The sequence below is a fragment of the Arcobacter acticola genome (assembly GCF_013177675.1).
GTDB lineage: Bacteria > Campylobacterota > Campylobacteria > Campylobacterales > Arcobacteraceae > Aliarcobacter > Aliarcobacter acticola.
Genome location: NZ_CP042652.1, coordinates 1,756,661 through 1,778,823, shown reverse-complemented (window position 1 = coordinate 1,778,823; position 22,163 = coordinate 1,756,661). Strand labels below are relative to the sequence as shown.

General features: G+C 27.8%; 28 protein-coding genes. 21 read left to right on the top strand and 7 right to left on the bottom strand.

What is annotated here, in order from left to right; all coding sequences use genetic code 11:
* The first annotated feature begins 7 nt into the window (after positions 1–7).
* The 3 genes from AACT_RS09165 to AACT_RS09155 all read left to right on the top strand — a co-directional run bounded on the left by AACT_RS09165 (position 8) and on the right by AACT_RS09155 (position 2,617).
* Entirely contained in the window at positions 8–508 is a 501-nt protein-coding gene (locus AACT_RS09165) for a 3-isopropylmalate dehydratase small subunit (RefSeq protein ID WP_172126517.1), read from the top strand.
* Positions 509–510: 2 nt separating this feature from the next.
* Positions 511–1,578 carry a 3-isopropylmalate dehydrogenase gene (gene leuB / locus AACT_RS09160; RefSeq protein ID WP_172126516.1) on the top strand — a complete coding sequence of 356 codons (1,068 nt, stop codon included), beginning with the start codon at positions 511–513 and terminating at the stop codon, positions 1,576–1,578.
* 112 nt (positions 1,579–1,690) lie between these two features.
* Entirely contained in the window at positions 1,691–2,617 is a 927-nt protein-coding gene (locus tag AACT_RS09155; protein ID WP_172126515.1) for a DHH family phosphoesterase, read from the top strand.
* Between the two features lie 12 nt (positions 2,618–2,629).
* Here AACT_RS09155 and AACT_RS09150 read toward each other — a convergent pair whose 3' ends face one another.
* Entirely contained in the window at positions 2,630–2,986 is a 357-nt protein-coding gene (locus AACT_RS09150) for an HIT family protein (protein WP_430385344.1), read from the bottom strand.
* Between the two features lie 267 nt (positions 2,987–3,253).
* Here AACT_RS09150 and rpmJ point away from each other — a divergent pair, with 267 nt between their 5' ends.
* The 10 genes from rpmJ (at position 3,254) to AACT_RS09100 (ending at position 11,378) form a co-directional block, all read left to right on the top strand.
* Positions 3,254–3,367 carry a 50S ribosomal protein L36 gene (gene rpmJ / locus AACT_RS09145; protein ID WP_172126513.1) on the top strand — a complete coding sequence of 38 codons (114 nt, stop codon included), beginning with the start codon at positions 3,254–3,256 and terminating at the stop codon, positions 3,365–3,367.
* Positions 3,368–3,372: 5 nt separating this feature from the next.
* Positions 3,373–3,741, top strand: a complete 369-nt coding sequence (gene rpsM, locus AACT_RS09140) for a 30S ribosomal protein S13 (protein ID WP_128358804.1) — start codon at positions 3,373–3,375, stop codon at positions 3,739–3,741.
* Between the two features lie 10 nt (positions 3,742–3,751).
* The gene (rpsK, locus tag AACT_RS09135; protein ID WP_172126512.1) at positions 3,752–4,144 is read left to right on the top strand and encodes a 30S ribosomal protein S11; all 393 of its coding nucleotides are present in this window, start codon (positions 3,752–3,754) and stop codon (positions 4,142–4,144) included.
* A gap of 10 nt (positions 4,145–4,154) precedes the next feature.
* The gene (gene rpsD, locus AACT_RS09130; RefSeq protein WP_172126511.1) at positions 4,155–4,781 is read left to right on the top strand and encodes a 30S ribosomal protein S4; all 627 of its coding nucleotides are present in this window, start codon (positions 4,155–4,157) and stop codon (positions 4,779–4,781) included.
* A gap of 17 nt (positions 4,782–4,798) precedes the next feature.
* Positions 4,799–5,797, top strand: a complete 999-nt coding sequence (locus AACT_RS09125) for a DNA-directed RNA polymerase subunit alpha (RefSeq protein ID WP_172126510.1) — start codon at positions 4,799–4,801, stop codon at positions 5,795–5,797.
* Positions 5,798–5,810: 13 nt separating this feature from the next.
* Positions 5,811–6,161: a 50S ribosomal protein L17 gene (gene rplQ, locus AACT_RS09120; protein WP_172126509.1), complete on the top strand. Its 351-nt coding sequence runs from the start codon at positions 5,811–5,813 to the stop codon at positions 6,159–6,161.
* A 168-nt stretch (positions 6,162–6,329) separates the two neighbouring features.
* Positions 6,330–7,688 carry an Asp-tRNA(Asn)/Glu-tRNA(Gln) amidotransferase subunit GatA gene (gatA, locus tag AACT_RS09115; protein WP_172126508.1) on the top strand — a complete coding sequence of 453 codons (1,359 nt, stop codon included), beginning with the start codon at positions 6,330–6,332 and terminating at the stop codon, positions 7,686–7,688.
* 20 nt (positions 7,689–7,708) lie between these two features.
* Positions 7,709–9,154, top strand: coding sequence for an IMP dehydrogenase (gene guaB / locus AACT_RS09110; protein ID WP_172126507.1), 1,446 nt, complete (start codon positions 7,709–7,711; stop codon positions 9,152–9,154).
* 220 nt (positions 9,155–9,374) lie between these two features.
* Positions 9,375–9,641, top strand: coding sequence for a hypothetical protein (locus tag AACT_RS09105; RefSeq protein ID WP_172126506.1), 267 nt, complete (start codon positions 9,375–9,377; stop codon positions 9,639–9,641).
* 135 nt (positions 9,642–9,776) lie between these two features.
* Entirely contained in the window at positions 9,777–11,378 is a 1,602-nt protein-coding gene (locus AACT_RS09100; RefSeq protein WP_172124149.1) for an IS1634 family transposase, read from the top strand.
* 265 nt (positions 11,379–11,643) lie between these two features.
* Here the strand turns inward: AACT_RS09100 and AACT_RS09095 are convergent, their stop codons facing one another.
* A complete protein-coding gene (locus tag AACT_RS09095) occupies positions 11,644–11,898 on the bottom strand; it encodes a hypothetical protein (protein WP_172126505.1) in 255 nt (84 codons plus the stop codon).
* Between the two features lie 131 nt (positions 11,899–12,029).
* Here AACT_RS09095 and AACT_RS09090 point away from each other — a divergent pair, with 131 nt between their 5' ends.
* The gene (locus tag AACT_RS09090) at positions 12,030–12,341 is read left to right on the top strand and encodes an EthD family reductase (protein ID WP_172126504.1); all 312 of its coding nucleotides are present in this window, start codon (positions 12,030–12,032) and stop codon (positions 12,339–12,341) included.
* 60 nt (positions 12,342–12,401) lie between these two features.
* Here AACT_RS09090 and AACT_RS09085 read toward each other — a convergent pair whose 3' ends face one another.
* Entirely contained in the window at positions 12,402–12,821 is a 420-nt protein-coding gene (locus AACT_RS09085) for an FKBP-type peptidyl-prolyl cis-trans isomerase (RefSeq protein ID WP_172126503.1), read from the bottom strand.
* Between the two features lie 107 nt (positions 12,822–12,928).
* Between AACT_RS09085 and AACT_RS09080 the strand changes: the two genes are divergently transcribed.
* Positions 12,929–13,867 (top strand): matrixin family metalloprotease, encoded by a 939-nt coding sequence (locus AACT_RS09080; RefSeq protein WP_172126501.1) that lies wholly within the window; start codon positions 12,929–12,931, stop codon positions 13,865–13,867.
* 39 nt (positions 13,868–13,906) lie between these two features.
* Here AACT_RS09080 and AACT_RS09075 read toward each other — a convergent pair whose 3' ends face one another.
* Together AACT_RS09075 and AACT_RS09070 are read right to left on the bottom strand one after the other, a co-directional pair.
* Positions 13,907–14,401 (bottom strand): type II toxin-antitoxin system antitoxin SocA domain-containing protein, encoded by a 495-nt coding sequence (locus tag AACT_RS09075; protein ID WP_172126500.1) that lies wholly within the window; start codon positions 14,399–14,401, stop codon positions 13,907–13,909.
* Between the two features lie 29 nt (positions 14,402–14,430).
* Positions 14,431–14,901 (bottom strand): J domain-containing protein, encoded by a 471-nt coding sequence (locus AACT_RS09070; protein WP_172126499.1) that lies wholly within the window; start codon positions 14,899–14,901, stop codon positions 14,431–14,433.
* 221 nt (positions 14,902–15,122) lie between these two features.
* Here AACT_RS09070 and AACT_RS09065 point away from each other — a divergent pair, with 221 nt between their 5' ends.
* Positions 15,123–16,814: an L-lactate permease gene (locus AACT_RS09065; RefSeq protein ID WP_172126498.1), complete on the top strand. Its 1,692-nt coding sequence runs from the start codon at positions 15,123–15,125 to the stop codon at positions 16,812–16,814.
* 42 nt (positions 16,815–16,856) lie between these two features.
* Here AACT_RS09065 and AACT_RS09060 read toward each other — a convergent pair whose 3' ends face one another.
* Complete coding sequence (locus AACT_RS09060) at positions 16,857–17,480, bottom strand: DsbA family protein (protein WP_172126496.1); 624 nt, start codon at positions 17,478–17,480, stop codon at positions 16,857–16,859.
* Positions 17,481–17,601: 121 nt separating this feature from the next.
* Between AACT_RS09060 and AACT_RS09055 the strand changes: the two genes are divergently transcribed.
* From AACT_RS09055 to AACT_RS09035, 5 genes are read left to right on the top strand one after another with little or no spacing between them, the layout of a single operon-like run.
* Positions 17,602–17,868 carry a DnaJ domain-containing protein gene (locus AACT_RS09055; RefSeq protein ID WP_172126494.1) on the top strand — a complete coding sequence of 89 codons (267 nt, stop codon included), beginning with the start codon at positions 17,602–17,604 and terminating at the stop codon, positions 17,866–17,868.
* 9 nt (positions 17,869–17,877) lie between these two features.
* Complete coding sequence (locus AACT_RS09050) at positions 17,878–18,732, top strand: ADP-ribosylglycohydrolase family protein (protein ID WP_172126492.1); 855 nt, start codon at positions 17,878–17,880, stop codon at positions 18,730–18,732.
* Between the two features lie 11 nt (positions 18,733–18,743).
* Positions 18,744–19,163 (top strand): phosphate-starvation-inducible PsiE family protein, encoded by a 420-nt coding sequence (locus tag AACT_RS09045; protein WP_172126491.1) that lies wholly within the window; start codon positions 18,744–18,746, stop codon positions 19,161–19,163.
* Between the two features lie 12 nt (positions 19,164–19,175).
* Positions 19,176–20,282 (top strand): glycoside hydrolase family 3 protein, encoded by a 1,107-nt coding sequence (locus AACT_RS09040; RefSeq protein WP_172126490.1) that lies wholly within the window; start codon positions 19,176–19,178, stop codon positions 20,280–20,282.
* Positions 20,283–20,310: 28 nt separating this feature from the next.
* A complete protein-coding gene (locus AACT_RS09035; protein WP_172126488.1) occupies positions 20,311–21,048 on the top strand; it encodes a TIGR04219 family outer membrane beta-barrel protein in 738 nt (245 codons plus the stop codon).
* Between the two features lie 24 nt (positions 21,049–21,072).
* Here the strand turns inward: AACT_RS09035 and AACT_RS09030 are convergent, their stop codons facing one another.
* Positions 21,073–22,137, bottom strand: coding sequence for an AI-2E family transporter (locus AACT_RS09030; protein WP_172126487.1), 1,065 nt, complete (start codon positions 22,135–22,137; stop codon positions 21,073–21,075).
* Between the last annotated feature and the right edge of the window lie 26 nt (positions 22,138–22,163).

The window sequence follows — 22,163 nt, the reverse complement described above, 5'->3', positions numbered from 1 at the left end:
CATAAATATGAATACAATTACTGGAAAAGTATGGAATTTTGGCGCTAATATAGATACAGATGTGATTATTGCGGCAAGATATTTAAATAGTTCAGACCCTGAACATTTAGCAAAGTATGTTATGGAAGATGCAGATCCTGATTTTCCTAAAAAATTACAAAGAGGTGACATTATCGTTGCTGGTGAAAATTTTGGTTGTGGTTCAAGTAGAGAACATGCTCCAATCGCATTAAAAGCTGCAGGTGTTGCTGCTGTTGTTGCTCCTTCTTTTGCAAGAATTTTTTATAGAAATGCATTTAATATGGGTTTACCAATTTTTGAATTACCTGAATCATTAGAAATAAAAGAGGGTGAAAATATTTCTATTAATTTAGATAATGGTGAAATTACAAATAACACTACTAAAAAAACTTATAAATTTACTCCTATTCCTCCTTTTATGCAAGAATTAATTGCAGCTGGTGGATTAATTAATTTTGCAAAAACAGAAATGAAAAAGGCTAACTAATAATGAAAAACTATAAAATATCAGTAATTAAAGGTGATGGAATTGGTCCTGAAATCGTAGATGAAGCAATTAAAGTATTAAATTCAGTTTCAAAAAAATGTGACTTTACTTTAGATTATAAAGAGTATTTAATGGGTGGTATTGCTATTGATACAACTGGACATCCTTTACCACAAGAAACAGTTGATGGCGTTTTAGATTCTGATGCTTGTTTATTTGGTTCTATTGGTGGAGAAAAATGGGATACACTTCCTCGAGAATTAAGACCAGAAACTGGACTTTTAAAGTTTAGAGAAGAAATGGGTGTTTATGCAAATTTAAGACCTGCTATTGTTTATGATGAACTTGTTAATGCTTCAACTTTAAAACCTGAAGTAATTCAAGGTTGTGATATTATGGTAGTACGTGAGCTAATTGGTGGAATTTACTTTGGTCAACCAAGAGCAAATGATGGATTTAAAGCTTATAATACAATGGTTTATACTAAACCTGAAATAATTAGAATTGGTAAACAAGCATTTGAACTAGCTATGAAAAGAGATAAAAGAGTTTGTTCTGTTGATAAAGCAAATGTATTAGAAGTTTCTCAACTATGGAGAGATACTATGAATGAATTATCAAAAGATTATCCAGAAGTAACTCTTTCTCATATGTATGTAGATAATGCAGCTATGCAACTTGTTAGAAATCCAAAACAGTTTGATGTTATTGTAACTGGAAATATTTTTGGAGATATTCTTTCAGATACAGCTTCAATGGTAGTAGGATCAATTGGACTTTTACCATCAGCTTCAACTGGAGATAAAACAGCTATCTATGAACCAATTCATGGATCAGCTCCTGATATTGCAGGAATGGGAATAGCAAATCCAATAGCAACAATTTTAAGTGCTGCTATGATGTTAAGATATTCGTTAAATGAAATTAAAGCTGCTGATTTAATAGAAGATGCAATTAAAGCTGTATTAAAAGATGGATATAGAACAAAAGATTTAGCTTCATTTGATGCAAAAGAAGTTTTAAATACTACTGCTATGGGTGATTTAATCGCTGCTTATATAAGTAAATAATAAAGAAGGCTTTTGCTTTCTTTATTAAGCTTAGAACTTAAAATATAAATCTATTTTATTGCAAAAAATAATTTTTTGTGATAACATTAATAAAAAAATTGGATTTCCTCATATGAAAAAAAAGCATAGATTAATTACTAGAAGTGATATGGATGGTTTAGTATGTGGCACATTACTTACTTATCTAGATATTATTGACGAAGTAGTATTTGTTCATCCTAAAGACATGCAAGATGGAAAAATCGAAGTTAAAAGAAATGATATAACTACTAATCTTCCTTATGTTGAAGGTGTTTATTTAGCCTTTGATCATCATTTTTCAGAAACTCTAAGAAATGAAAAAAAAGATAATCATATAATTGATCCTGATGCTGCAAGTGCTGCTCAGGTGGTTTTTGATTATTACGGTGGGGATGAAGTTTTTCCTGGTTATTTTACAGGAATGATGAATGGTGCTAATAAAGCTGATAGTGCTGATTTTATAGAAGATGATATTTTAAATCCAAGAGCATGGGCATTACTAAGTTTTATAATGGACTCAAGAACAGGTCTTGGAAGATTTAAAGATTTTAGAATTTCAAATTATCAACTTATGATGGATCTAATAAAATATTGTGCTAGGCATAATATTGATGAAATTTTAGAATTACCAGATGTAAAAGAAAGAGTAGATTTATATTTTAAATATGAAGAAGAATTTAAAGAACAATTAAAAAATATTACTACAAAAAAAGATAATCTATTAATTATTGATTATAGAAACATTGAAACAATATGGCCAGGGAATAGATTTATGGTTTATGCTATGAATCCAGAACAAAATATTTCAATTCATATTATGTACGCAAAAGATAAGGAAAAAGTAGCTTTTAGTGTTGGAAAATCTATTATAAATAAAACATCAAATACAAATGTTGGTGAATTAATGCTTAAATATGATGGTGGTGGTCATAAAGCAGCTGGTGGTTGCCAAATTGATATAGCTGATGCCCAAACTGTATTAGAAGAATTGATTAAACAAATTAATCAAGATACTTAAAAAAGAAGTTAATTAAAACTTCTTTTTTATCATTTCATAAAAATCTTCAAAAGAGGGTAGAGTTAAATTTGCATCTCTTTGTTTTTTACCCCACATTGGTTCTGGAAAATATGAATCCTCTTTAAATCTAGCCATCACATGAAAATGAACATGTGGTACATAATTACCAAATGATGCAATATTAATTTTTTCTGGTTTGAAATAAGATATCATTTCTTTTTCAATTAAATCTAGATATTTCCAAATTTCACGTTTAGTTTCTTCATTACAGTTAGAAAATTCTTTTATATCTTCTATAGTAAATATTTTCAACCATGGAATCTCTGATGATTCTATTTCAATTTTAATTAGTTCATTTTTATAAAGTATTGACAAAATTGGCCTTTTATTGATTTATTTTGTAAATATTACAATAACTATAATTAAATAAAACAAATCTTAAATAGATTCAACAAGCTTTAAGTAAAAATTAATTATAATCCAACTCCATTTTTCAGCAATTGAGGAAGTTTTTGTAAAATATAGATTTATTTTATAAAGAGTTGGTAAAAGCTAAAAGTAAAGTATTTTATTTTTTTTAATGCTTTTTCCTGTTGATAAATCGGAAACAAACACAAAGAAAGAGGAGACAGGCTTATGAAAGTAAGAGCTTCAGTAAAGAAAATGTGTGACAAATGTAAAATTGTCAAAAGAAGTGGTGTAGTAAGAGTAATCTGCGAAACTAAAAAACACAAACAAAGACAAGGATAAGACACATGGCAAGAATCGCGGGTGTTGATTTACCAAATAAAAAGAGAATGGAATATGCGTTAACGTATATCTTCGGAATCGGATTACATAATTCTAGATTAATTTTAGATGCTGTTGGAATTGATTACAACAAAAGAGCTTTTGAATTAACAGAAGACGAAGCAGCAATTATCAGAAAAGAAATCCAAGACAACTATTTAGTTGAGGGTGATTTAAGAAAAAAAGTTGCTATGGATATTAAAGCTTTAATGGATTTAGGTTCATATAGAGGGTTAAGACATAGAAAAGGTTTACCTTGTAGAGGGCAAAAGACTAAAACTAATGCTAGAACAAGAAAAGGTAAAAAGAAAACTGTTGGTGCAGCAACTAAATAAGGGATTGTAGATGGCAAAAAGAAAAGTTACTAGAAAAAAAATTGTAAGAAAAAATATTGCTGACGGTATCGTACATATTGCTGCAAGTTTCAACAATACAATGGTTACAGTTACGGATAATGCAGGAAACGCAATCGCATGGTCAAGTGCTGGAAATTTAGGATTCAAAGGTTCTAAAAAATCAACTCCATTCGCAGCTCAAGCAGCAGTAGAAGATGCTATGGCAAAAGCAATGGAACACGGAATCAAAAACGTAGGAATTAAAATTCAAGGACCAGGTTCTGGTAGAGATACAGCTGTTAAAGCAGTTGGAGCTATGGACGGAATTAGAATTACTTGGTTAAAAGATGTTACACCATTACCACACAATGGTTGTAGACCTCCTAAAAGAAGAAGAGTGTAAGGAGTAAATAATGGCAAGATATAGAGGACCAGTAGAAAAAATCGAAAGAAGACTTGATGCAGATCTTGGACTTAAAGGTGAGAGAAGATTATCAGGTAAAAGTGCTTTAGAAAAAAGACCATTTGCTCCAGGACAACACGGACAAAGAAGAGCTAAGATTTCTGAGTATGGTTTACAATTAAGAGAAAAACAAAAAGCTAAATTTATGTATGGTGTTTCTGAAAAACAATTCAGAAAATACTTTAAAGAAGCTGCAAGAGTTGAAGGTAATACAGGAGCTAATCTTATTACTTTATTAGAAAGAAGATTAGACAATGTTGTTTATAGAATGGGATTTGCTACAACTAGAGCAAATGCTAGACAATTTACAACTCATGGACACGTTTTAGTAGATGGTAAAAAAGTTGATATTCCTTCTTTCATCGTTAAAGCTGGACAAAAAATTGAAATAAAAGAAAAATCTAAATCTAATACTCAAGTTGTTAGAGCTTTAGAATTAACAAATCAAACTGGAATGGTTGATTGGGTTAATGTAGATAAAGATAAAGTATTTGGAATTTTCACAAGAATCCCAGCTAGAGAAGAAGTTGTTATTCCTGTTGAAGAAAGATTAATCGTAGAGTTATATTCTAAATAATAAGTAAAAGGTAGTTAATGAAAAAATTTGCAGAGACACCATTTTTACCAACTGAAGTGGAAATAGAAGCTATCAGTGATAATGAAGCTAAAATATCAGCATATCCATTTGAAGATGGGTTTGCTATTACTTTAGCACACCCTTTAAGAAGACTTCTTTTAAGTTCTTCAGTTGGTTATGCACCAATTGCAGTAAAAATTGAAGGAGCTTCTCACGAGTTTGACTCATTAAGAGGTATGTTAGAAGATATAGCTATTTTTGTTATAAATTTAAAGAATATTAAATTTAAAATAAATGGTGATAAAGATCAAGTTACGGTTGAATATTCTTTCAATGGGCCAAGAGAAATTAAAGGTGAAGACCTTGTAAATTCTGATGTGGAAATTGTATCAAAAGATGTTCATTTAGCAACTATTAATAGTGACTGTAACTTAACGTTCTCAGTTATTATTCAAAAAGGTATCGGTTATATGGCAAGTGAAGACATTAGAGATATTGTTGGACCTGATTTTATACCAATCGATGCTTTTTTTACACCTGTTAAAAAAGTAGTTTATGATATTGAAAAAATGTTAGTTGAAGATAATCCTAACTTTGAAAAAGCTGTATTTACAATACAAACAAATGGACAAATTTCTCCAATTACTGCTTTTAAAGAAGCTGTAACTGTTATGTATGCACAAATGTCAGTTTTTAACAAAGTTTTTGATTTATCAGAAGTAACAGTTAGTGAAAGTGGTGAAGAGCCAGTTGAACTTAAAGAATTAGTTATTAAAATTGATGATTTAAATTTAAGTGCTAGAAGTTTCAACTCTTTAGATAGAGCTGGACTTAAATTCTTAGGTGAATTAGTACTTATGAGTGAAGTTGAAGTTAAAAATATTAAAAATCTTGGGAAAAAATCTTATGATGAGATTGCTGAAAAGTTAGAATCACTAGGTTACCCAGTTGAAAATACACTTCCAGAAAATGTTGCTTCTGCATTAAGAAGAAAATTAGAGCAACTAAAAGCATAATTAAGGGTTTAATATGAGACATAAGCATGGATATAGAAAGTTAAGTAGAACTTCTTCTCATAGAAAAGCATTGTTAAAAAACATGGCAATTGCGATTATCGAAAGAGAAAAAATTGAAACAACTGTTCCTAAAGCAAAAGAATTAAAAAGATATATTGAAAAATTAGTAACTGTTGCTAGAGAGGCTGATTTAAATACACACAGATATGTATTTGCAGCTTTACAAAGTAAAGAAGCTACTAAAAAATTAATTAACGAAATTGCACCAAAATACTTAGGTAGAAATGGTGGATATACTTCAATAGTTAAAACTAGAATTAGAAGAGGGGATGCTACTCCAATGGCATTCATTTCATTCGTATAGTATTAAGATATTATACTTTTTAGAGGGGATAGAACAAATGTTCTGTCCCTTTTTTTATTTCAAAATAAAAATAAAACTTCCTTAAAAAATCAAATTATAATCTTTTCTTAATCATCTTTTTGATAAAATCCAGCGTAATACTACAAGCGTAGAACATAGGAGAAGCGATTGATAACCCTAAAAGAAGCACTAACTTTAGCTAGTGATGATATAGAAAAATTACGAAATGATTTAAATCAAAAAATAAAAGAAGACAATACTGGCGCTTATGTTGAACAATTAATTTCAACAGATATTTCACAATCAGGTTTTGGAATCCCAATAGCTATTAAAAATAATATTAATGTTAAAAATTGGGAAATTACTTGTTCAAGTAATATTTTAAAAGGATATATTAGTCCATATAATGCTACAGTAATTAATAATTTAGAAAAAGCAGGATTAAGTCCATTTGGTAAAACAAATATGGATGAATTTGCAATGGGAAGTTCTACTGAATCTTCTTGTTATGGAAAAACTTTAAATCCTCTTGATAATACAAAAGTTCCAGGTGGAAGTTCAGGTGGAAGTGCAGCTGCTGTTGCTGCTGGAATCGCAATTGCAGCTTTAGGAACAGATACAGGTGGAAGTATTAGACAACCTGCTGCTTATTGTGGTGTTGTTGGAATGAAACCTACTTATGGAAGAGTTTCAAGATACGGAATTACAGCTTATTCTTCATCTTTAGATCAATGTGGACCAATTACTCAAAACGTAGAAGATGCAGCAATTTTATACGATATTATTTCTGGATATGATCCAATGGATTCTACATCTGCTAATGTTAAATATGATGCAGTTACACCTAATTTAAATTCACAAAGAAAATTAACTATTGCAGTGATAGACAACTTTGTTTCAGAAGCAAGTCCTGCAATTCAAAAAGGTTTTGCAAAAGCAGTTAGCGCTTTAGAAAATGCAGGTCATAAAATTATTCATAAAAATATGTTGGATACTGATAAAATTGTATCTACTTATTATATTGTTGCTACGGCTGAAGCATCTGCAAATCTTGCAAGATTTGATGGTGTTAGATATGGAAATAGAAAAGGTGATGCAGGACTTAAAGATATGTATGTTCAAACAAAGTCACAAGGTTTTGGTGATGAAGTACAAAAAAGAATTATGTTAGGTTCTTTTGTGTTAAGTTCTGGATATTATGATGCTTATTATATAAAAGCTCAAAAAGTAAGACATTTAATTAAAGATGAATATTCAGCAATATTTGAAGAAGCAGATTTAATTTTATCTCCAGTTGCTCCAACAACTGCACCAAAATTTGGTTCATTTAAAACTTCTTTAGAGATGTATTTAAGTGATATTTACACAATTTCTGTGAACCTTGCAGGACTTCCAGCTATTTCATTACCCGTAGATAAAGATGAAGATGGAATGCCTGTTGGTCTTCAATTTATTGCAAACGCATATGAAGAACAAACTCTATTTGATGGCGCTTTATCTTTAGAAAAAGCTATTAACTATAAATAAATATTAACTAGGATTATAAAATGAGAATTAGAAAAAGAGCATTAACATTTGAAGACGTATTATTAGTACCAGCTAAATCAGAAGTACTACCAAGAGATGTTTGTATTAAAACAAAACTTACTAAAAAAATTGGATTAAACATTCCTTTTATAAGTGCAGCTATGGATACAGTAACTGAATTTGAAGCGGCAATTGCAATGGCTAGACTTGGTGGGATTGGGATAATACATAAAAATATGGATATTAATACTCAAGTGTTACAATGTAAAAAAGTAAAAAAATCAGAATCTGGAATGATTATTGATCCAATTACTATAAAACCAGATCAAACTTTACAAGATGCAGAAGATATAATGGCTTCTTACAAAATTTCAGGTGTTCCTGTTGTTGATGATAACAATATTTTAGTTGGTATTTTAACAAATAGAGATATGAGATTTACAAAAGATTTTACTCATAAAGCAGTTGATAAAATGACTCTTATGCCATTAGTTACAGCAAAAGAGGGTACAACATTAGAAGAAGCAGCTGAAGTTATGCATGCAAATAAAATTGAAAAGTTACCAATTGTTGATTCAAAAAATAAATTAATTGGATTAATTACTATTAAAGATATTAATAAAAAAAGAGAATATCCAAATGCAAATAAAGATGAGTTTGGAAGATTAAGAGTAGGTGCTGCTATTGGTGTTGGACAACTTGATCGTGCAAGAGCTTTAGTTGCTATCGGTGTTGATGTTTTAGTTTTAGATTCTGCTCATGGTCATTCAAAAGGTATTTTAGATACTGTTAAAGCAATAAAAGCTGAAATGGATGTTCAAATCATAGCTGGAAACGTTGCAACTGCTGAAGCAACTGCTGATTTAATTTTAGCAGGAGCAGATGCTGTTAAAGTTGGAATTGGACCGGGATCTATTTGTACAACAAGAATTGTTGCAGGTGTAGGTGTTCCTCAAATAAGTGCAATTGATGAATGTGCAGCTGAAGGTGCTAAAACAGGAACTCCAATTATTGCAGATGGTGGAATTAGATATTCAGGTGATGTTGCAAAAGCTTTAGCAGTTGGTGCAAATGCTGTTATGATGGGATCTGCATTAGCAGGAACGGAAGAAAGTCCTGGTGAAGTTGTATTAGCTCAAGGAAGAAAGTTCAAAACTTATAGAGGTATGGGTTCAATTGGAGCTATGACTAAAGGAAGTACTGATAGATATTTCCAAGAAGGAACAGCTGCTGATAAATTAGTACCTGAAGGAATTGAAGGTATGGTTCCATACAGAGGAAGTATTTCTGATATTATTCATCAAATGGTTGGAGGATTAAGATCTTCAATGGGATATTTAGGTTCTAAAGATGTTGCAACATTCCAAGCAACTGCAGAGTTTGTAGAAATTACAAGTGCTGGATTAAAAGAATCACATGTTCATGATGTTACAATAACTAACGAAGCTCCAAACTACCACATCTAAAAGATGATGTTTTAAACATCATCTTTTAAATTTACTCTGCGTTGAAGTTTGAATTTTAATGCTCACGTACCTCTTGTACGCTCCGCTTAAAATTCAAACTTCGCCTTGATTAACTTCAAAATCTAATATTTCTAACATCATCTTTAAAATTGTCAATTATAAACTTCTCTTTTATACTTTTTTTAGGTATAAATGGTAACATTATTAAAAGGAAATTATTATGATTGACAAAATAAAAGAATATTATAAATTAATAAAAGTAAAAAAGATTGATGATTATTTAATAAAAGTAGGTATTTTAGGGGTAATTATTGGTATTGTTTTTTCAATATCTATTGTAAATCAAATATTTGTTTGGCCGATTCTAATAGGTGTTTGTATAAAATTATATGATTTTACTGAAAAAATAGAGCACAATATCATTCCTTATGATTTCAATAGATTACTTCCACCACCAAACAAAAATGAAGAAGAAAAACTAAAATAAGTTTTTCTCCTGACTTTCTCATTTTTATCAAAAATCAATTTTTCTAAAAGTGATATCCCTTATTAAAGGGCTTTATAGACTATAAAATTCATAAAAGTGTGTGTCCTATAGTCTAAAACCTGCTACAATTTTAGTATGAGTTTACATATTAGACAGAAGAAAAATAGTAGTGGAACAATCAGTATTCAGATTATCGATAGAGTTCATAGGAAATATAAGGTTATAGAAACTATTGCTTGTGTAAAAAATGATTTAGATTTACAAATTTATTTAGATGTTGCAAATAAACGTTTAGAAGAACTGCGTCAACAAATGTATCCTACTTTATTTGATGAAAATAAAAATGAAGAGTTAATATTCATAGAACTTGGAAATAATGATTTAATACCAATAGGTGATGAATTAATCTATGGAAAATTATTTGAACGATTGGGATGTTCTAGTGTAGATTTGGATTGTAAAAGACTTCAGATGTTTAAAAATCTTGTTGTATCAAGATTACTGTATCCTGGTAGTAAATTATATTTGATTGATTATCTTGAATATTTTAAAAAAGAGAGTGTAGATAAAAATGCTATCTATAGATTTTTAGATACACTTTATGAAGAGAATTTAAAACTACAAATTGAAAAATGTGTATTTGATCATACTTATGCAAAAATGAACCAAACTATTGCATTTACATTTTATGATGTTACAACCCTGTACTTTGAATCTGAGAGTGAAGACGATCTTAGACGTATTGGATTTAGTAAAGAGGGTAAATTAGCACGTCCTCAGATACAACTGGGATTGTTTACAACACTACAAGGATATCCATTAAGCTTTGAGGTTTATGAGGGTAATAAATATGAGGGACATACTTTAGTTGATGTACTTAAAAAGTTTCAAAATAAATTTCAATTAAAAAATAAACCTGTAGTTGTAGCTGATAGAGGAATGCTAAACAATAATAATCTAGTATATCTTGAAAATAATGGATATAAATATATCCTTGCAGCCAAAATAAAAAATATATCAAATGATTTAAAAGAGCAAATATCAAACTTGATATTTTTAAATGATGGAGTAACTCATACACTTAAATTTAATAAAGATATACCATATACTGATGAGAATGACAATAAACAATCCATAAATATCAATCAAAGGTTAGTTCTTTCATATTCAACGGCAAGAGCTAAGAAAGATAAACATAATAGAGATAAAGCACTTGAAAGATTAAAGAAAAAAATTGAATTCTCAAAATCTATCACAAAAAAAGATTTAAAACTATCATACTATGCTAAATATCTTAACATCGATGATCATAAATGTGATATCACTTTTAATATCAATAATCAAAAAGTTGATAATGATTCAAAATTAGATGGTATAAAAGGTTTTATTACAAATGATTTTACACTAACACCAAGTGAAATTATAGAACACTATAATAATCAATATGCAGTAGAACAAGCATTTAGAATATCAAAAACTGATCTTAAAATCAGACCCATATACCATAGGCTAGAAACCAGAATAAAGGCTCATATTCTTATTTCATTTGTATCATACTCAATTTATAAAGAGTTTGATTCAAAACTTAAAGAAAATAATATTAAATTTAAATTCTCACAAAAACTTTTAAGAGATATAATTAAACATATGTTTGCACTTAGAACAAATGGAAAATTAGTCTACTTGAAATTTGATGAAATTCAACAACAAGTTTATAATGCAATTAAAAATAGTTAAAAAGTGTGTGTCCATATGAGAAAGTCAGGAAAAGATTGATGATTATTTAATAAAAGTAGGTATTTTAGGGGTAATTATTGGTATTGTTTTTTCAATATCTATTGTAAATCAAATATTTGTTTGGCCGATTCTAATAGGTGTTTGTATAAAATTATATGATTTTACTGAAAAAATAGAGCACAATATCATTCCTTATGATTTCAATAGATTACTTCCACCACCAAACAAAAATGAAGAAGAAAAACTAAAATAAGTTTTTCTCTTTTTATATCTGATAATTAATAAAGTCTTTTATACTAAAAGTTTGAAATATAGATAATCGTTTATAAATAAGATTTTTTTCTTCCGCATTAGTTGATTCTAAATATTCTTTTTCTATTTCAAGTATTTTTTCTAGTTTTGCTTTTATTTTTTGCACTTCTTCAGTACTCATATAATCATTATATTTCCCGTGTCCTACATAAAAAGCTACTTTCTTTAGACTATCAAATATTTTTTCTATTTCTTTTTCAATATTCATTTTTTCTCCAATTTAACTTCTTATAGTGTAACTAAATTTATTTAAATTTTGTATGGATATACTCAGGCTATATTCTTATGTTAGACTTTTTTATAACTAATTAATAGTTAAATTTTAAATAGGAAAATATTATGATAAAAATAAGTGTGTTATATTCAAATTCACAAGATTTAATATTTGATAAAGATTATTATTGTGATAAACATATGCCCTTAGTTTCGAAATTATTAGGTGAAAGTTTAAAAAATGTACAAGTTGATTTTGGCTTAGCTAATGGAAATCCTAATGAAGCACTTAAATATGTAGTTATGACTCATATGAGCTTTGATTCAATTGAATCTTTTCAAAATATATTTGCAGTTCATTCAGAAGAATTACTTTCTGATATTGTAAATTTTACAAATTGCCAACCACAAATTCAAATTAGTGAGATTATGATTTAAGATTCTACTTGATTATAAATTCTATTTATAATCAAGTACAAATATATTATTTAGTAGTAATTATTTAATACTTTTAATAATAACTTTAAATTCCAATTCACAACCAGCTAATGGATGATTGTAATCAACGGTTACATCTTCTTTTGTTACATCAATTACTGTGGCTCTTAATATTTCATTATTTTCGCCTTCACCTTCTAATGTCATTCCTATTTCTAAATTGATACCTTCAAAGTCTTCTATGGGAGTTATTTGAGTTAGTGTTTCATCATATTCTCCATATGCTTCATTAGCAGGTACTTTTATAGTTCTCGTTTCCCCTTCGTTCATATCAATTATTCTACTTTCTAAACCTGAAATAATTTGTCCTAAGCCATAAGGAAAACATATCGCTTCTTTTTCAAGATTTGAATCTACTATTTCATTTTGTATTTTAAGTTCGTAAAACATTTCTACCATTTGGTTAATTTTAATTGCCATTTTCATCCTTTATTTATGGCTTTTACTATATCAAAAGAAAATTATATAAAACTAAAATAATAAATATTTATAAGTAATTCTGAAACAATTTTTTATTAAAATCTATTATGAACTACAAATTTTTATATCTATTTATTTTTCTTTCTTTTAACTGCTTTGCCTCTTATGAACAAATAAAGATTGGCAAAATTGATGATTATTATAAAGATAAAATTTCTCAACAACAATTAAAAAATATCCTTGATGAAATAGAAGAAACTTTAGAAACTCAACTTAATATGAATATATTTGATTATTCATCAAATGGTAAACCAATAGATATTCTTTATGTTCCTGATTCTAAATTACAAAGAGATATCTCTAAGAAAATAGATAAATTAAACTCAAAAAAGGAAAAATTAGATTCTTTAAATGATTTTTTTTCTACTCAAAAAGTTGAAATAGATAAATTAGAAGATTCTTATACCGTACAAACTAATTTATTAAATAAAAAAGTTGATATTTTGAATAATTATATAAAAGAGATAAATAAGCAAAAAAAACTAGATAAAAATGAATATAATCGTGTTCAAGAGTATGTGAAAAATGAAAGAACTAAAATAGACATAGACTTAAAAGAGCAAAAAAAGGTAAAAAGTAATTTAACAAAAACTCTAAATAGTTATAATCAAAAGGTTTTTTCATATAATAATTTAACAAGAGAAATTAATACCTTAGTTAGTGAAATAGAATCTATGACAAGAAGTGTAAAGGTAATAAATGGAAGGACCTTTGGTTTACAAGAAACCACTTTAAAAACTATTTATAAGGATGGAAAAATGACTCAAGAAAAAAGTGTTAAAACAAATATGGATAAAATTGAAATCTATAGTTTTGATTCATTATCTCAATTAAAAGTAATCATTGCACATGAAATAATGCATTTAGTCGGTGTTCCTCATATTGAAGTAAATGGGGCTTTAATGAATCCACTTTTACAAAACAATCAACTAAACAAACTAGCTTTAACTAAAGAAGATATTGAGAGTTTTAAAAATAATTTCTAATACTCACAAGTTTTTAAAGCCTCTCAATATCTTAAATAATTAAATAATAATTTCACCTTTTGGTGTATTTCTAACTTCATCTATTTTAAAACAATCATTAGCAATATTTCTAGCACTTGAATCTTGATATTGACTTACAATTTTATATACAGTTTTAAGTTCATCTTTAGAAAAAATCGATTCGTCAAACTCTTCTTCCATTTTAATGAAATTTAATTCAATAAACTTTTCTTTTTTTATAACTTCGATATCTAAATAATCTAATAACTCTTGCATTAAATAAATTCTTTCATCCTCTTCTTCTAAATCTTCTTCATTTGCAACAATATCAAATAATTCACTTAAAACTATAGGTTCAGGATGACGAGAGCCTTTTATATAAGTTTCATTGAAAAGTTTTTGTCCACAATACTTCTGATGATTATAATCCATTAAAAAAAGCATTATTGATACTTTTTTATCATTCAATTGTTTTACTTGTTTGTGTAACATATATAAAATTACATTTGCTACTTTTGTCATATCTATACTCAAAAAATTCCTTTTGCTAGTTTAAAGTTTGTTTATTCTACAGTTTTTATTAAAACATCTCTATAATGATTTAATTCTTTCATTTTTACATCTTCACCATTATTTATATCTGGATGATATTTACGAGCAAGCTCTTTATATCTTTTTTTTATTTCTTCTTTTGAAGGAGAGTGAGTAAATCCAAAAAACTCTTTTGCTTTTGCTACTTCATCAACTCTTGGTGCATTTGCAAAGCCTTGAAAATCTGATTGATTAAAGTTTCTAAAATCATTAAAATTAAAATTTTGTCCATTTTGAAAATTTTGACTATCAAATCTAAATTTAAAACTGTTTGTTTGCATTTTCTTTTTAAAATTATATATTAAAAAAGTGATGATAACAAAGATAACTCCTATAATCATCAAAAAAGTTCCAAAATTTGTAAAAATTAAGTAGAGAATAAAAAATATAATAGCTAATCTTACCAATCTATTAAAAATATAAATAGCTGTATTGTTGTACATAAAAAAATACCCTTTTAAAAATAGTTTTGTATTATATAATTACTTTTACAATAAGTAAATTAAACAAAAAGATTATTGGTACTTTAAAATACAAATTAATTCTGTTACTAAAGTTATCATTAAGAGTATAAATTTTGCTATTTTATTGCTATGCTATTTTTTATCATAAAAATATCATACTTCATAATTATCCTTGTAGTATATTTTTACAGGAGGATTATATGAGTTTAGGTTTACAAGCTTTTTTTGCTGTTTTACCAATAGTATTTGCTGGTATTTTATTAGTAGGTCTTAGAATTTCAGCAAAGAAAGCTATGCCATTAGTTTACATAGCAACTGTAGCTGTTGCTTTTGTTGTTTGGGAAGTATCTTTTAATAGAGTTTTAGCTTCTACGATTGAAGGAATGTTAATTACAGTTTCTGTGTTATGGATTATTTTTGGTGCTATTTTACTTTTAAATACACTTAAGCATTCAGGTGCAATTATTGTAATTAGAGAAGGATTTAATAATATAAGTCCTGATAGAAGAGTTCAAGTTATTATTGTAGCTTGGTTATTTGGATCATTTATGGAAGGTGCTTCTGGATTTGGAACACCTGCTGCTATCGCTGCTCCTTTACTTGTTGCTATTGGATTCCCTGCAATGGCTGCTGTTATGGTAGGTATGATGATTCAAAGTACACCTGTATCTTTTGGTGCAGTTGGAACTCCTATTTTAATTGGTGTTAATAAAGGATTAGATTCAGCAGGAATTGCAAATACTTTAGAAGCAACGGGTTCATCATGGGATGTTTATTTACAAATAATTACTTCAGAAGTTGCAATTACTCATGCAATTGTAGGAACATTTATTCCTTTATTTATGATTGTTATGCTTACAAGATTTTTTGGTGAAAATAAATCATGGAGTGAAGGTTTATCTATTTTACCATTTGCCATTTTTGGTGGAATTGCTTTTACTATTCCTTATGCACTAACAGGTGTGTTTTTAGGTGCTGAATTTCCATCATTAATTGGAGCTTTAATTGGACTTCCTATTGTTATATTTGCTGCAAAAAAAGGCTTTTTAATTCCTAAAAAAACTTGGGATTTTGCTCCTAGAGAAAAATGGCCTGTTGCTTGGGTTTCAAAATTTGAGATGAAATTTGATGCAATGACTGCAAAAGTTCCAATGTCTTTAACAAAAGCTTGGATTCCTTATGTTTTAGTTGCAATTATTTTGGTATTAACAAGAGTTAGTGCTGATGCAAAAGCTTTTGTTACATCTTTGGCTTTTTCATATAAAGATATTTTAGGTGAGGGATTAAATTTCTCTATGACCCCTTTATATTTACCAGGTGGGATTTTAGTTTTTGTTGTATTAATTACTTATTTCTTACATAAAATGGAATTTAAAGAGTTAACAGCAGCTATTGGAGAATCTTCAAAAGTTATGATTGGTGCGGGTTTTGTACTTGTATTTACTATTCCTCTTGTTAGAATTTTAATTAACTCAGGGATAAATGATTCTGGTTTCGATTCAATGCCTGTTGCAATGGCAAATTTTGTTGCACATAGTATGGGCGATATTTATCCATTATTTGCACCACTTGTTGGAGCTTTAGGTGCATTTATTGCAGGAAGTAATACTGTATCAAATATGATGTTATCTCAGTTTCAATTTGGTGTTGCAGATGCTTTAGGAATTTCTACTGCGTTTATGGTAGCTCTTCAAGCAGTTGGAGCAGCAGCTGGTAATATGATAGCAATTCATAATGTAGTAGCAGCAAGCGCAACGGTTGGTTTACTTGACCAAGAAGGTGAGACTTTAAGAAAAACTATTATTCCTACAATTTATTATTGTTTATTAGCAGGAATCATTGGTTTAATTGGAATGTATTATTTAGGATTAACTGATCCACTTATGAAATAATAAATATTAAAAAATAAAAAGAGAGCTTTTGCTCTTTTTTTATTAAAAATAGCTATTTTCTACCATATTATTTATTTGGTCTAACATAGATTTATAATCATTATATTTTATATTTATAGGATATAACTCTTTTTTGTATTTTAAAACTAATGATGGAAAAGCTCTTACATTTAATGAGCGTCTTAAGTTTAGTTCATTATGTAAATCATCTTCAATTTTTTCTGATTTTAAATCTTCTTCAAATTTTTTTCCATCCATTCCAATTTGTTTTGCAAGATTTATTAAAGTAGATGCATCACTTGGATTTTGTGCATTTAAATAATAAGCTTTTTGAATAGCTTCTATCATTTCATCTTCTTTATTTTCGCCCCTAGCAAGCATTGTTGCTTGACAAGCAAGGTATGTTGAACGTCTTGGAAGACAATCTTTCCAAAAATTATGATTAAATTTTGTTCCTACGGTTTTTTCTATATCATGCCAAATACTTTGTATCTTTTCTTGCATATCTTTTGGCATTATCTCATCACTATGTTTTGCAAGTCCTCCAACCACATGTTGAATTTTTATATTAGAGTCTAAATTTTTTCTTAATTCATCTAAAGTAGGCTTAAACGCATAACACCATGAACACATTGGGTCATGAACATGATATAAAGTATAAATCATAAAATTTCCTTTTTTAAATTTTAAATAGATTATCATTATTGGAATTAAATGGTTCTAAAAACTAATATTAATTATATTTAAAATTTTTTGAGTACAATATGTTACAGTTTAAAGGATTTTTATGGAATATGAAGAGTTTGAGAAAGCTGTTGATATGTTTGGAATATTAACAAGAGTTTCGAAAAAAGATTTAAAAAATAAATATTTAAAATTATCAAAGAAGTTTCATCCAGATATGCCAGAAGGTAGTGATGAAAAATTTAAAGAATTAAAGAAAAATTATGACTTGCTTTGCGCTTATATGGATTCTTATTATTTTTCTTTTGAGAAAGATGAATTTAAACAACAGTTTCCTTCTTTTACAAATTATAAAAACTGGAATAAATAGGAGATTAAAATGTACGAAGATAAAATAAAAGATTTAGTATTAACAAGCCTTGTAACAGATGCTTATTGCTTAGGTACACATTGGATTTATGATGAAAATCAATTAATTAATAATGATATTAGATGGGAAGAATTAAATAAACCCTTGGCTATATGGCACAAAGGTAAAAGTGCAGGTGATTTCACTCATTATGGTGATCAAACTTATTGGCTATATGAGTTTTTAAAAGATAAAGATAGTTTTGATGAAAATGAGTATTTAAAGTTTTGGTTTGAAAAAATGAAAACATATACAGGTTATATTGATGGAGCAAGTAGAGATACTATTTTAAATATTGAAAATAGTGTTACACCAAGTGGTTCTAATTCACATGATTTATCAATTGTTGGCAGAATAGTTCCTTTATTAAAAGTATCAAAAACAAAAGAAGAGTTTTTACAAAATGTAGAAAAATTTGTTAAATTGACTCATAATAGTAAAGAAGCAGTAAAAAATGCTGATTTTTTTGCAAATCTTTTATTAATGGTTCTTGAAAAAAATGATATTGAAAAATCGATTGTACAGTTAAAAAGTTCATACGATTCATATTTCCAAGATATGATACAAAAAGGTCTTGATTCAAAAAATTCAGATACTTTTAAAACTATCAGAGAATTTGGTCCTGCTTGTGATATAAATGGTGGATTTAGTGGTGTTATACATCTTTTATGTAAATATGATAACTTAAAGGATATGCTTATTTCAAACTTAAAAGCAGGGGGAGATACAAGTGCAAGAGCTATGATTGCAAGTGTTATTTTACTTGCAAATAAACAAATGAGTGAAATACCAAAGAATTGGTTAAATTTAAAGGTAAAAATTTAAAAGGTGTATTTATGAAAAAAACTATAATAAATTTCTTTTCAGAAAAATTGTATATTGAATTATCTATTGCAGCAGTTTTATTTCTTGTTGCACTTGTATTAGATATGTTAATGGATTTTATTATCTATATGCTTTATTTTATAATTTTTCTTGAAATTGTAAGGGCAGTTGTCAATTATATAAGAGAAGAGCGAGTTAGTTTATCATTACTTGTTGATGCATTTATCATATTAGCATTAAGAGAGTTTATTGTAAATGTTGTGAAAGTTAATAAGGAAAATTTAAATACATTTGAAGCTATTTTCACAAGTTCAGTTAATATGAATTTATTGGTTTTATCAGGGGTGATAGTGTTTTTATTATTTATTAGGTACTTATCAGTAATTTCATCTCAAAGATATTTATTTAAAGATAGAAATCCAGATAATTAAAAAAGAGTAATAATGGAAAAAAAAATTTTAGTTTTTCTTGTTTTAGTATGTTCTTTTTGTTTAAATTCATTTGCAAATGAATCCTATACAAAAGAACAAATTGAAAGAATGATCTCAAAGATGGTAATTTTAGGATTTACAGGTGAAACTGTAAATCCTAATGATGAAATATATAAAAATATTAAAGATGGTTTAGGTGGTGTTATTTTATTTGATAAAGACCCCACTGATAAAACAAAAATAAAGAATGTAAGAAATAAGACTCAGTTAAAAATATTTACTGCTTCTTTACAAGCAATATCAAAACAAAAACTTTTGATTTCTATTGACCAAGAGGGCGGAATAGTTCAAAGACTAAAAAAAGAAGATGGATTTGTAGATATTCCAAAAGCTAGTAGTGTCGCTTTAATGGGTGAAAGTTTTGCTAGAAATACATATAAATCTTTGGCAAAAGATTTAAAAGAATCAGGAATTAACAATGATTTTGCACCTGTTGTTGATTTAGCAATAAATAAACAAAATAAAGTAATAGTTACAAAAGGCCGTTCATTTGGTGAATCATCAAAGGATGTTATAAAATACTCTTCAATTTTTGTTGAAGAATTAAAGAAACAAAATGTTATTTCTGTTTTAAAACATTTTCCTGGACATGGGTCATCACTTAGTGATTCTCATCTTGGATTTGTTGATATTACAAATACATGGAGTGAAAAAGAGTTAGAGCCTTATAGATATTTTATTAGCAATAATAAAGTTGATATGATTATGACAGCTCATGTTTTTAATGAAAAGTTAGATGATAAATATCCAGCAACACTATCTTATAATGTAAATACAAAGCTGTTAAGATATAAACTAGGTTTTGATGGTGTATTAGTTAGTGATGATTTACAAATGTATGCTATTTCAAAACATTATGATTTAAAACAGACTTTAACTTTGGCTATTAATTCAGGTGTAAATATGCTTTTATTTGCAAATCAAACAGCAAAGCCAATAGCTTTAAAACAAATAGTTGATACAATTTATTCACAGATTTTAAGTGAAGAAATTTCATTAGAGCAAATCATAAAATCAAATCATAAAATTGATAGTATGATGGCTAGATACAAAAAATAAGATAATTATAATAAAAAAAGAAAAATATATGAGAAAAAACTTAGTATTACTATCTTTCAGTGCTGTGTTTGCATTAAATATGAGTGCTGACACTTTAGGCTTTGAAGCAGGAGCTGCTGTTTGGGGTGCAAAAACATCTGGTACTTTTGAATATAAAGGTGACAGTATTGATTTAGCTAAAGATTTAGGTTATGGGGATTTAAATACAAATTTTATTTGGGCAAGTTTTGAACATTCACTTCCTTTTATTCCAAATATTAAAATTCAACATACAAAAATAGAAGATTCTTCTTCAAAAACATCAAGTATTACTTTTGATAATATAATTTATTCTGGAACTATATCTTCAAGTTTACAACTTAATCAAACAGATTTTATTCTTTATTATGGATTATTAGATAACTGGGTAAACCTTGATTTTGGAATTAATGGTAAATACATTGATGGTTCAGTTAGTGCTAGTGATAACAGTGGGACAACTTCTGCATCAACAAAAGATTTAAGTTATGTTATTCCAATGGTTTATGCAAAAGCTAAATTTGATTTACCTCTTAGTGGATTATTTGTTGAAACTGATGTAAGTTATATAACTTACGCAGATAGTGATTTTTATGATGTAAAAGGTGGAATACTTTATGAAACATCATTTGGTTTAGGTGGTACAGTAGGATATAGAGCTGAAAAAATAAAATTAGATGATGTAAGTGATGCGTATTCAGATATAGAAATAAAAGGTGCCTACGCAGGTTTATACTATCATTTTTAATAGTAAAACGGATTTAATATAGCTTTATATTAAATCCGAAGTTTTTTGCTCTTTTCGTGCTTTTAATTTCTTTCTTGATAAATCTGACATTAATATCCCCAACCAATGAGTGCTTGTATTTGAATCAAATGCAATTTTAAGCGTCATAGTTATAGGAACTGCTAGAAACATACCTACAATACCTAATATATAACCCCAGAATATTAAAGAAAAGAAAATAACTAATGGAGATAATCCTAACTCTTTTCCCATAAGTTTTGGCTCTAAAATATTACTTATTGATATATTAATTATCACATAAAGTACTATCACCCAAATAGTGGTGTTTATATCAAGATTCATAAATGTTAATAAAACAGCTGGAATTGATGCGATAATTGAACCAACAACTGGTACAAAATTAAATAGCATTGCAATTACTCCCCATAAAACTGGATAATCTACACCAAATAGAGTTAAAACAATTGTTATGATAAAACCTGTTAAAAAACTTGTAAATGATTTTACAACAAAGTATTTTTGTATATTAAATGAAAAAAGGTTGAAGTGTTCTAATTTTTTTGCATTGTTTCTAAATATAACTCTTAATTTTGTTTGGAAAGATTTTGATTCTGCAAGTATAAACGCAACTCCAATTACCACAAGTAAGAATTTTGATAAAAATGTTCCAATACTTCCTATAATATTTGTTGTAAAACCAAAAAAAGAATTGAAATTTAATGCTCCCATAATTTTGGCTTTATCTATTTGAATACCTGAGTCTTGGGCAAAATGAAGTAGATTTAAAATGGTATTCTTTAACTTCTCTTCATATGTAGGTAAATTTGTTAAAAAATCATTTAATGAAATATTTATAACATAAGCTAACATCACCCCGATCCCAGAAACTATCAGTAATATTATAAAATATGAAAAAAGTCTAGGAATGTGTTTTTTTTGTAAAACTTTTAAAAGTGTAGAAAAAATAGATGAAATAAATATAGCCAAAAAGAGTATTACAACCACTTGGCTTGCCATTTTTACCCCTGCTATTATTACAACAAAACTTGCAAAATAAAAGAAATAATTCTTTAAATTTATTGAATCCATCTACAACCTTTTAGTTTAAATTTAAT

What these genes read in the sequence shown, in the direction of transcription:
- AACT_RS09165 (WP_172126517.1), top strand. Translation starts at nt 8, where the DNA reads ATGAATACAATTACTGGAAAAGTATGGAATTTTGGCGCTAATATAGAT.
- leuB (WP_172126516.1), top strand. Translation starts at nt 511, where the DNA reads ATGAAAAACTATAAAATATCAGTAATTAAAGGTGATGGAATTGGTCCT.
- AACT_RS09155 (WP_172126515.1), top strand. Translation starts at nt 1,691, where the DNA reads ATGAAAAAAAAGCATAGATTAATTACTAGAAGTGATATGGATGGTTTA.
- rpmJ (WP_172126513.1), top strand. Translation starts at nt 3,254, where the DNA reads ATGAAAGTAAGAGCTTCAGTAAAGAAAATGTGTGACAAATGTAAAATT.
- rpsM (WP_128358804.1), top strand. Translation starts at nt 3,373, where the DNA reads ATGGCAAGAATCGCGGGTGTTGATTTACCAAATAAAAAGAGAATGGAA.
- rpsK (WP_172126512.1), top strand. Translation starts at nt 3,752, where the DNA reads ATGGCAAAAAGAAAAGTTACTAGAAAAAAAATTGTAAGAAAAAATATT.
- rpsD (WP_172126511.1), top strand. Translation starts at nt 4,155, where the DNA reads ATGGCAAGATATAGAGGACCAGTAGAAAAAATCGAAAGAAGACTTGAT.
- AACT_RS09125 (WP_172126510.1), top strand. Translation starts at nt 4,799, where the DNA reads ATGAAAAAATTTGCAGAGACACCATTTTTACCAACTGAAGTGGAAATA.
- rplQ (WP_172126509.1), top strand. Translation starts at nt 5,811, where the DNA reads ATGAGACATAAGCATGGATATAGAAAGTTAAGTAGAACTTCTTCTCAT.
- guaB (WP_172126507.1), top strand. Translation starts at nt 7,709, where the DNA reads ATGAGAATTAGAAAAAGAGCATTAACATTTGAAGACGTATTATTAGTA.
- AACT_RS09105 (WP_172126506.1), top strand. Translation starts at nt 9,375, where the DNA reads ATGATTGACAAAATAAAAGAATATTATAAATTAATAAAAGTAAAAAAG.
- AACT_RS09100 (WP_172124149.1), top strand. Translation starts at nt 9,777, where the DNA reads ATGAGTTTACATATTAGACAGAAGAAAAATAGTAGTGGAACAATCAGT.
- AACT_RS09095 (WP_172126505.1), bottom strand. Translation starts at nt 11,898, where the DNA reads ATGAATATTGAAAAAGAAATAGAAAAAATATTTGATAGTCTAAAGAAA.
- AACT_RS09090 (WP_172126504.1), top strand. Translation starts at nt 12,030, where the DNA reads ATGATAAAAATAAGTGTGTTATATTCAAATTCACAAGATTTAATATTT.
- AACT_RS09085 (WP_172126503.1), bottom strand. Translation starts at nt 12,821, where the DNA reads ATGGCAATTAAAATTAACCAAATGGTAGAAATGTTTTACGAACTTAAA.
- AACT_RS09080 (WP_172126501.1), top strand. Translation starts at nt 12,929, where the DNA reads ATGAACTACAAATTTTTATATCTATTTATTTTTCTTTCTTTTAACTGC.
- AACT_RS09070 (WP_172126499.1), bottom strand. Translation starts at nt 14,901, where the DNA reads ATGTACAACAATACAGCTATTTATATTTTTAATAGATTGGTAAGATTA.
- AACT_RS09065 (WP_172126498.1), top strand. Translation starts at nt 15,123, where the DNA reads ATGAGTTTAGGTTTACAAGCTTTTTTTGCTGTTTTACCAATAGTATTT.
- AACT_RS09060 (WP_172126496.1), bottom strand. Translation starts at nt 17,480, where the DNA reads ATGATTTATACTTTATATCATGTTCATGACCCAATGTGTTCATGGTGT.
- AACT_RS09055 (WP_172126494.1), top strand. Translation starts at nt 17,602, where the DNA reads ATGGAATATGAAGAGTTTGAGAAAGCTGTTGATATGTTTGGAATATTA.
- AACT_RS09050 (WP_172126492.1), top strand. Translation starts at nt 17,878, where the DNA reads ATGTACGAAGATAAAATAAAAGATTTAGTATTAACAAGCCTTGTAACA.
- AACT_RS09045 (WP_172126491.1), top strand. Translation starts at nt 18,744, where the DNA reads ATGAAAAAAACTATAATAAATTTCTTTTCAGAAAAATTGTATATTGAA.
- AACT_RS09040 (WP_172126490.1), top strand. Translation starts at nt 19,176, where the DNA reads ATGGAAAAAAAAATTTTAGTTTTTCTTGTTTTAGTATGTTCTTTTTGT.
- AACT_RS09035 (WP_172126488.1), top strand. Translation starts at nt 20,311, where the DNA reads ATGAGAAAAAACTTAGTATTACTATCTTTCAGTGCTGTGTTTGCATTA.
- AACT_RS09030 (WP_172126487.1), bottom strand. Translation starts at nt 22,137, where the DNA reads ATGGATTCAATAAATTTAAAGAATTATTTCTTTTATTTTGCAAGTTTT.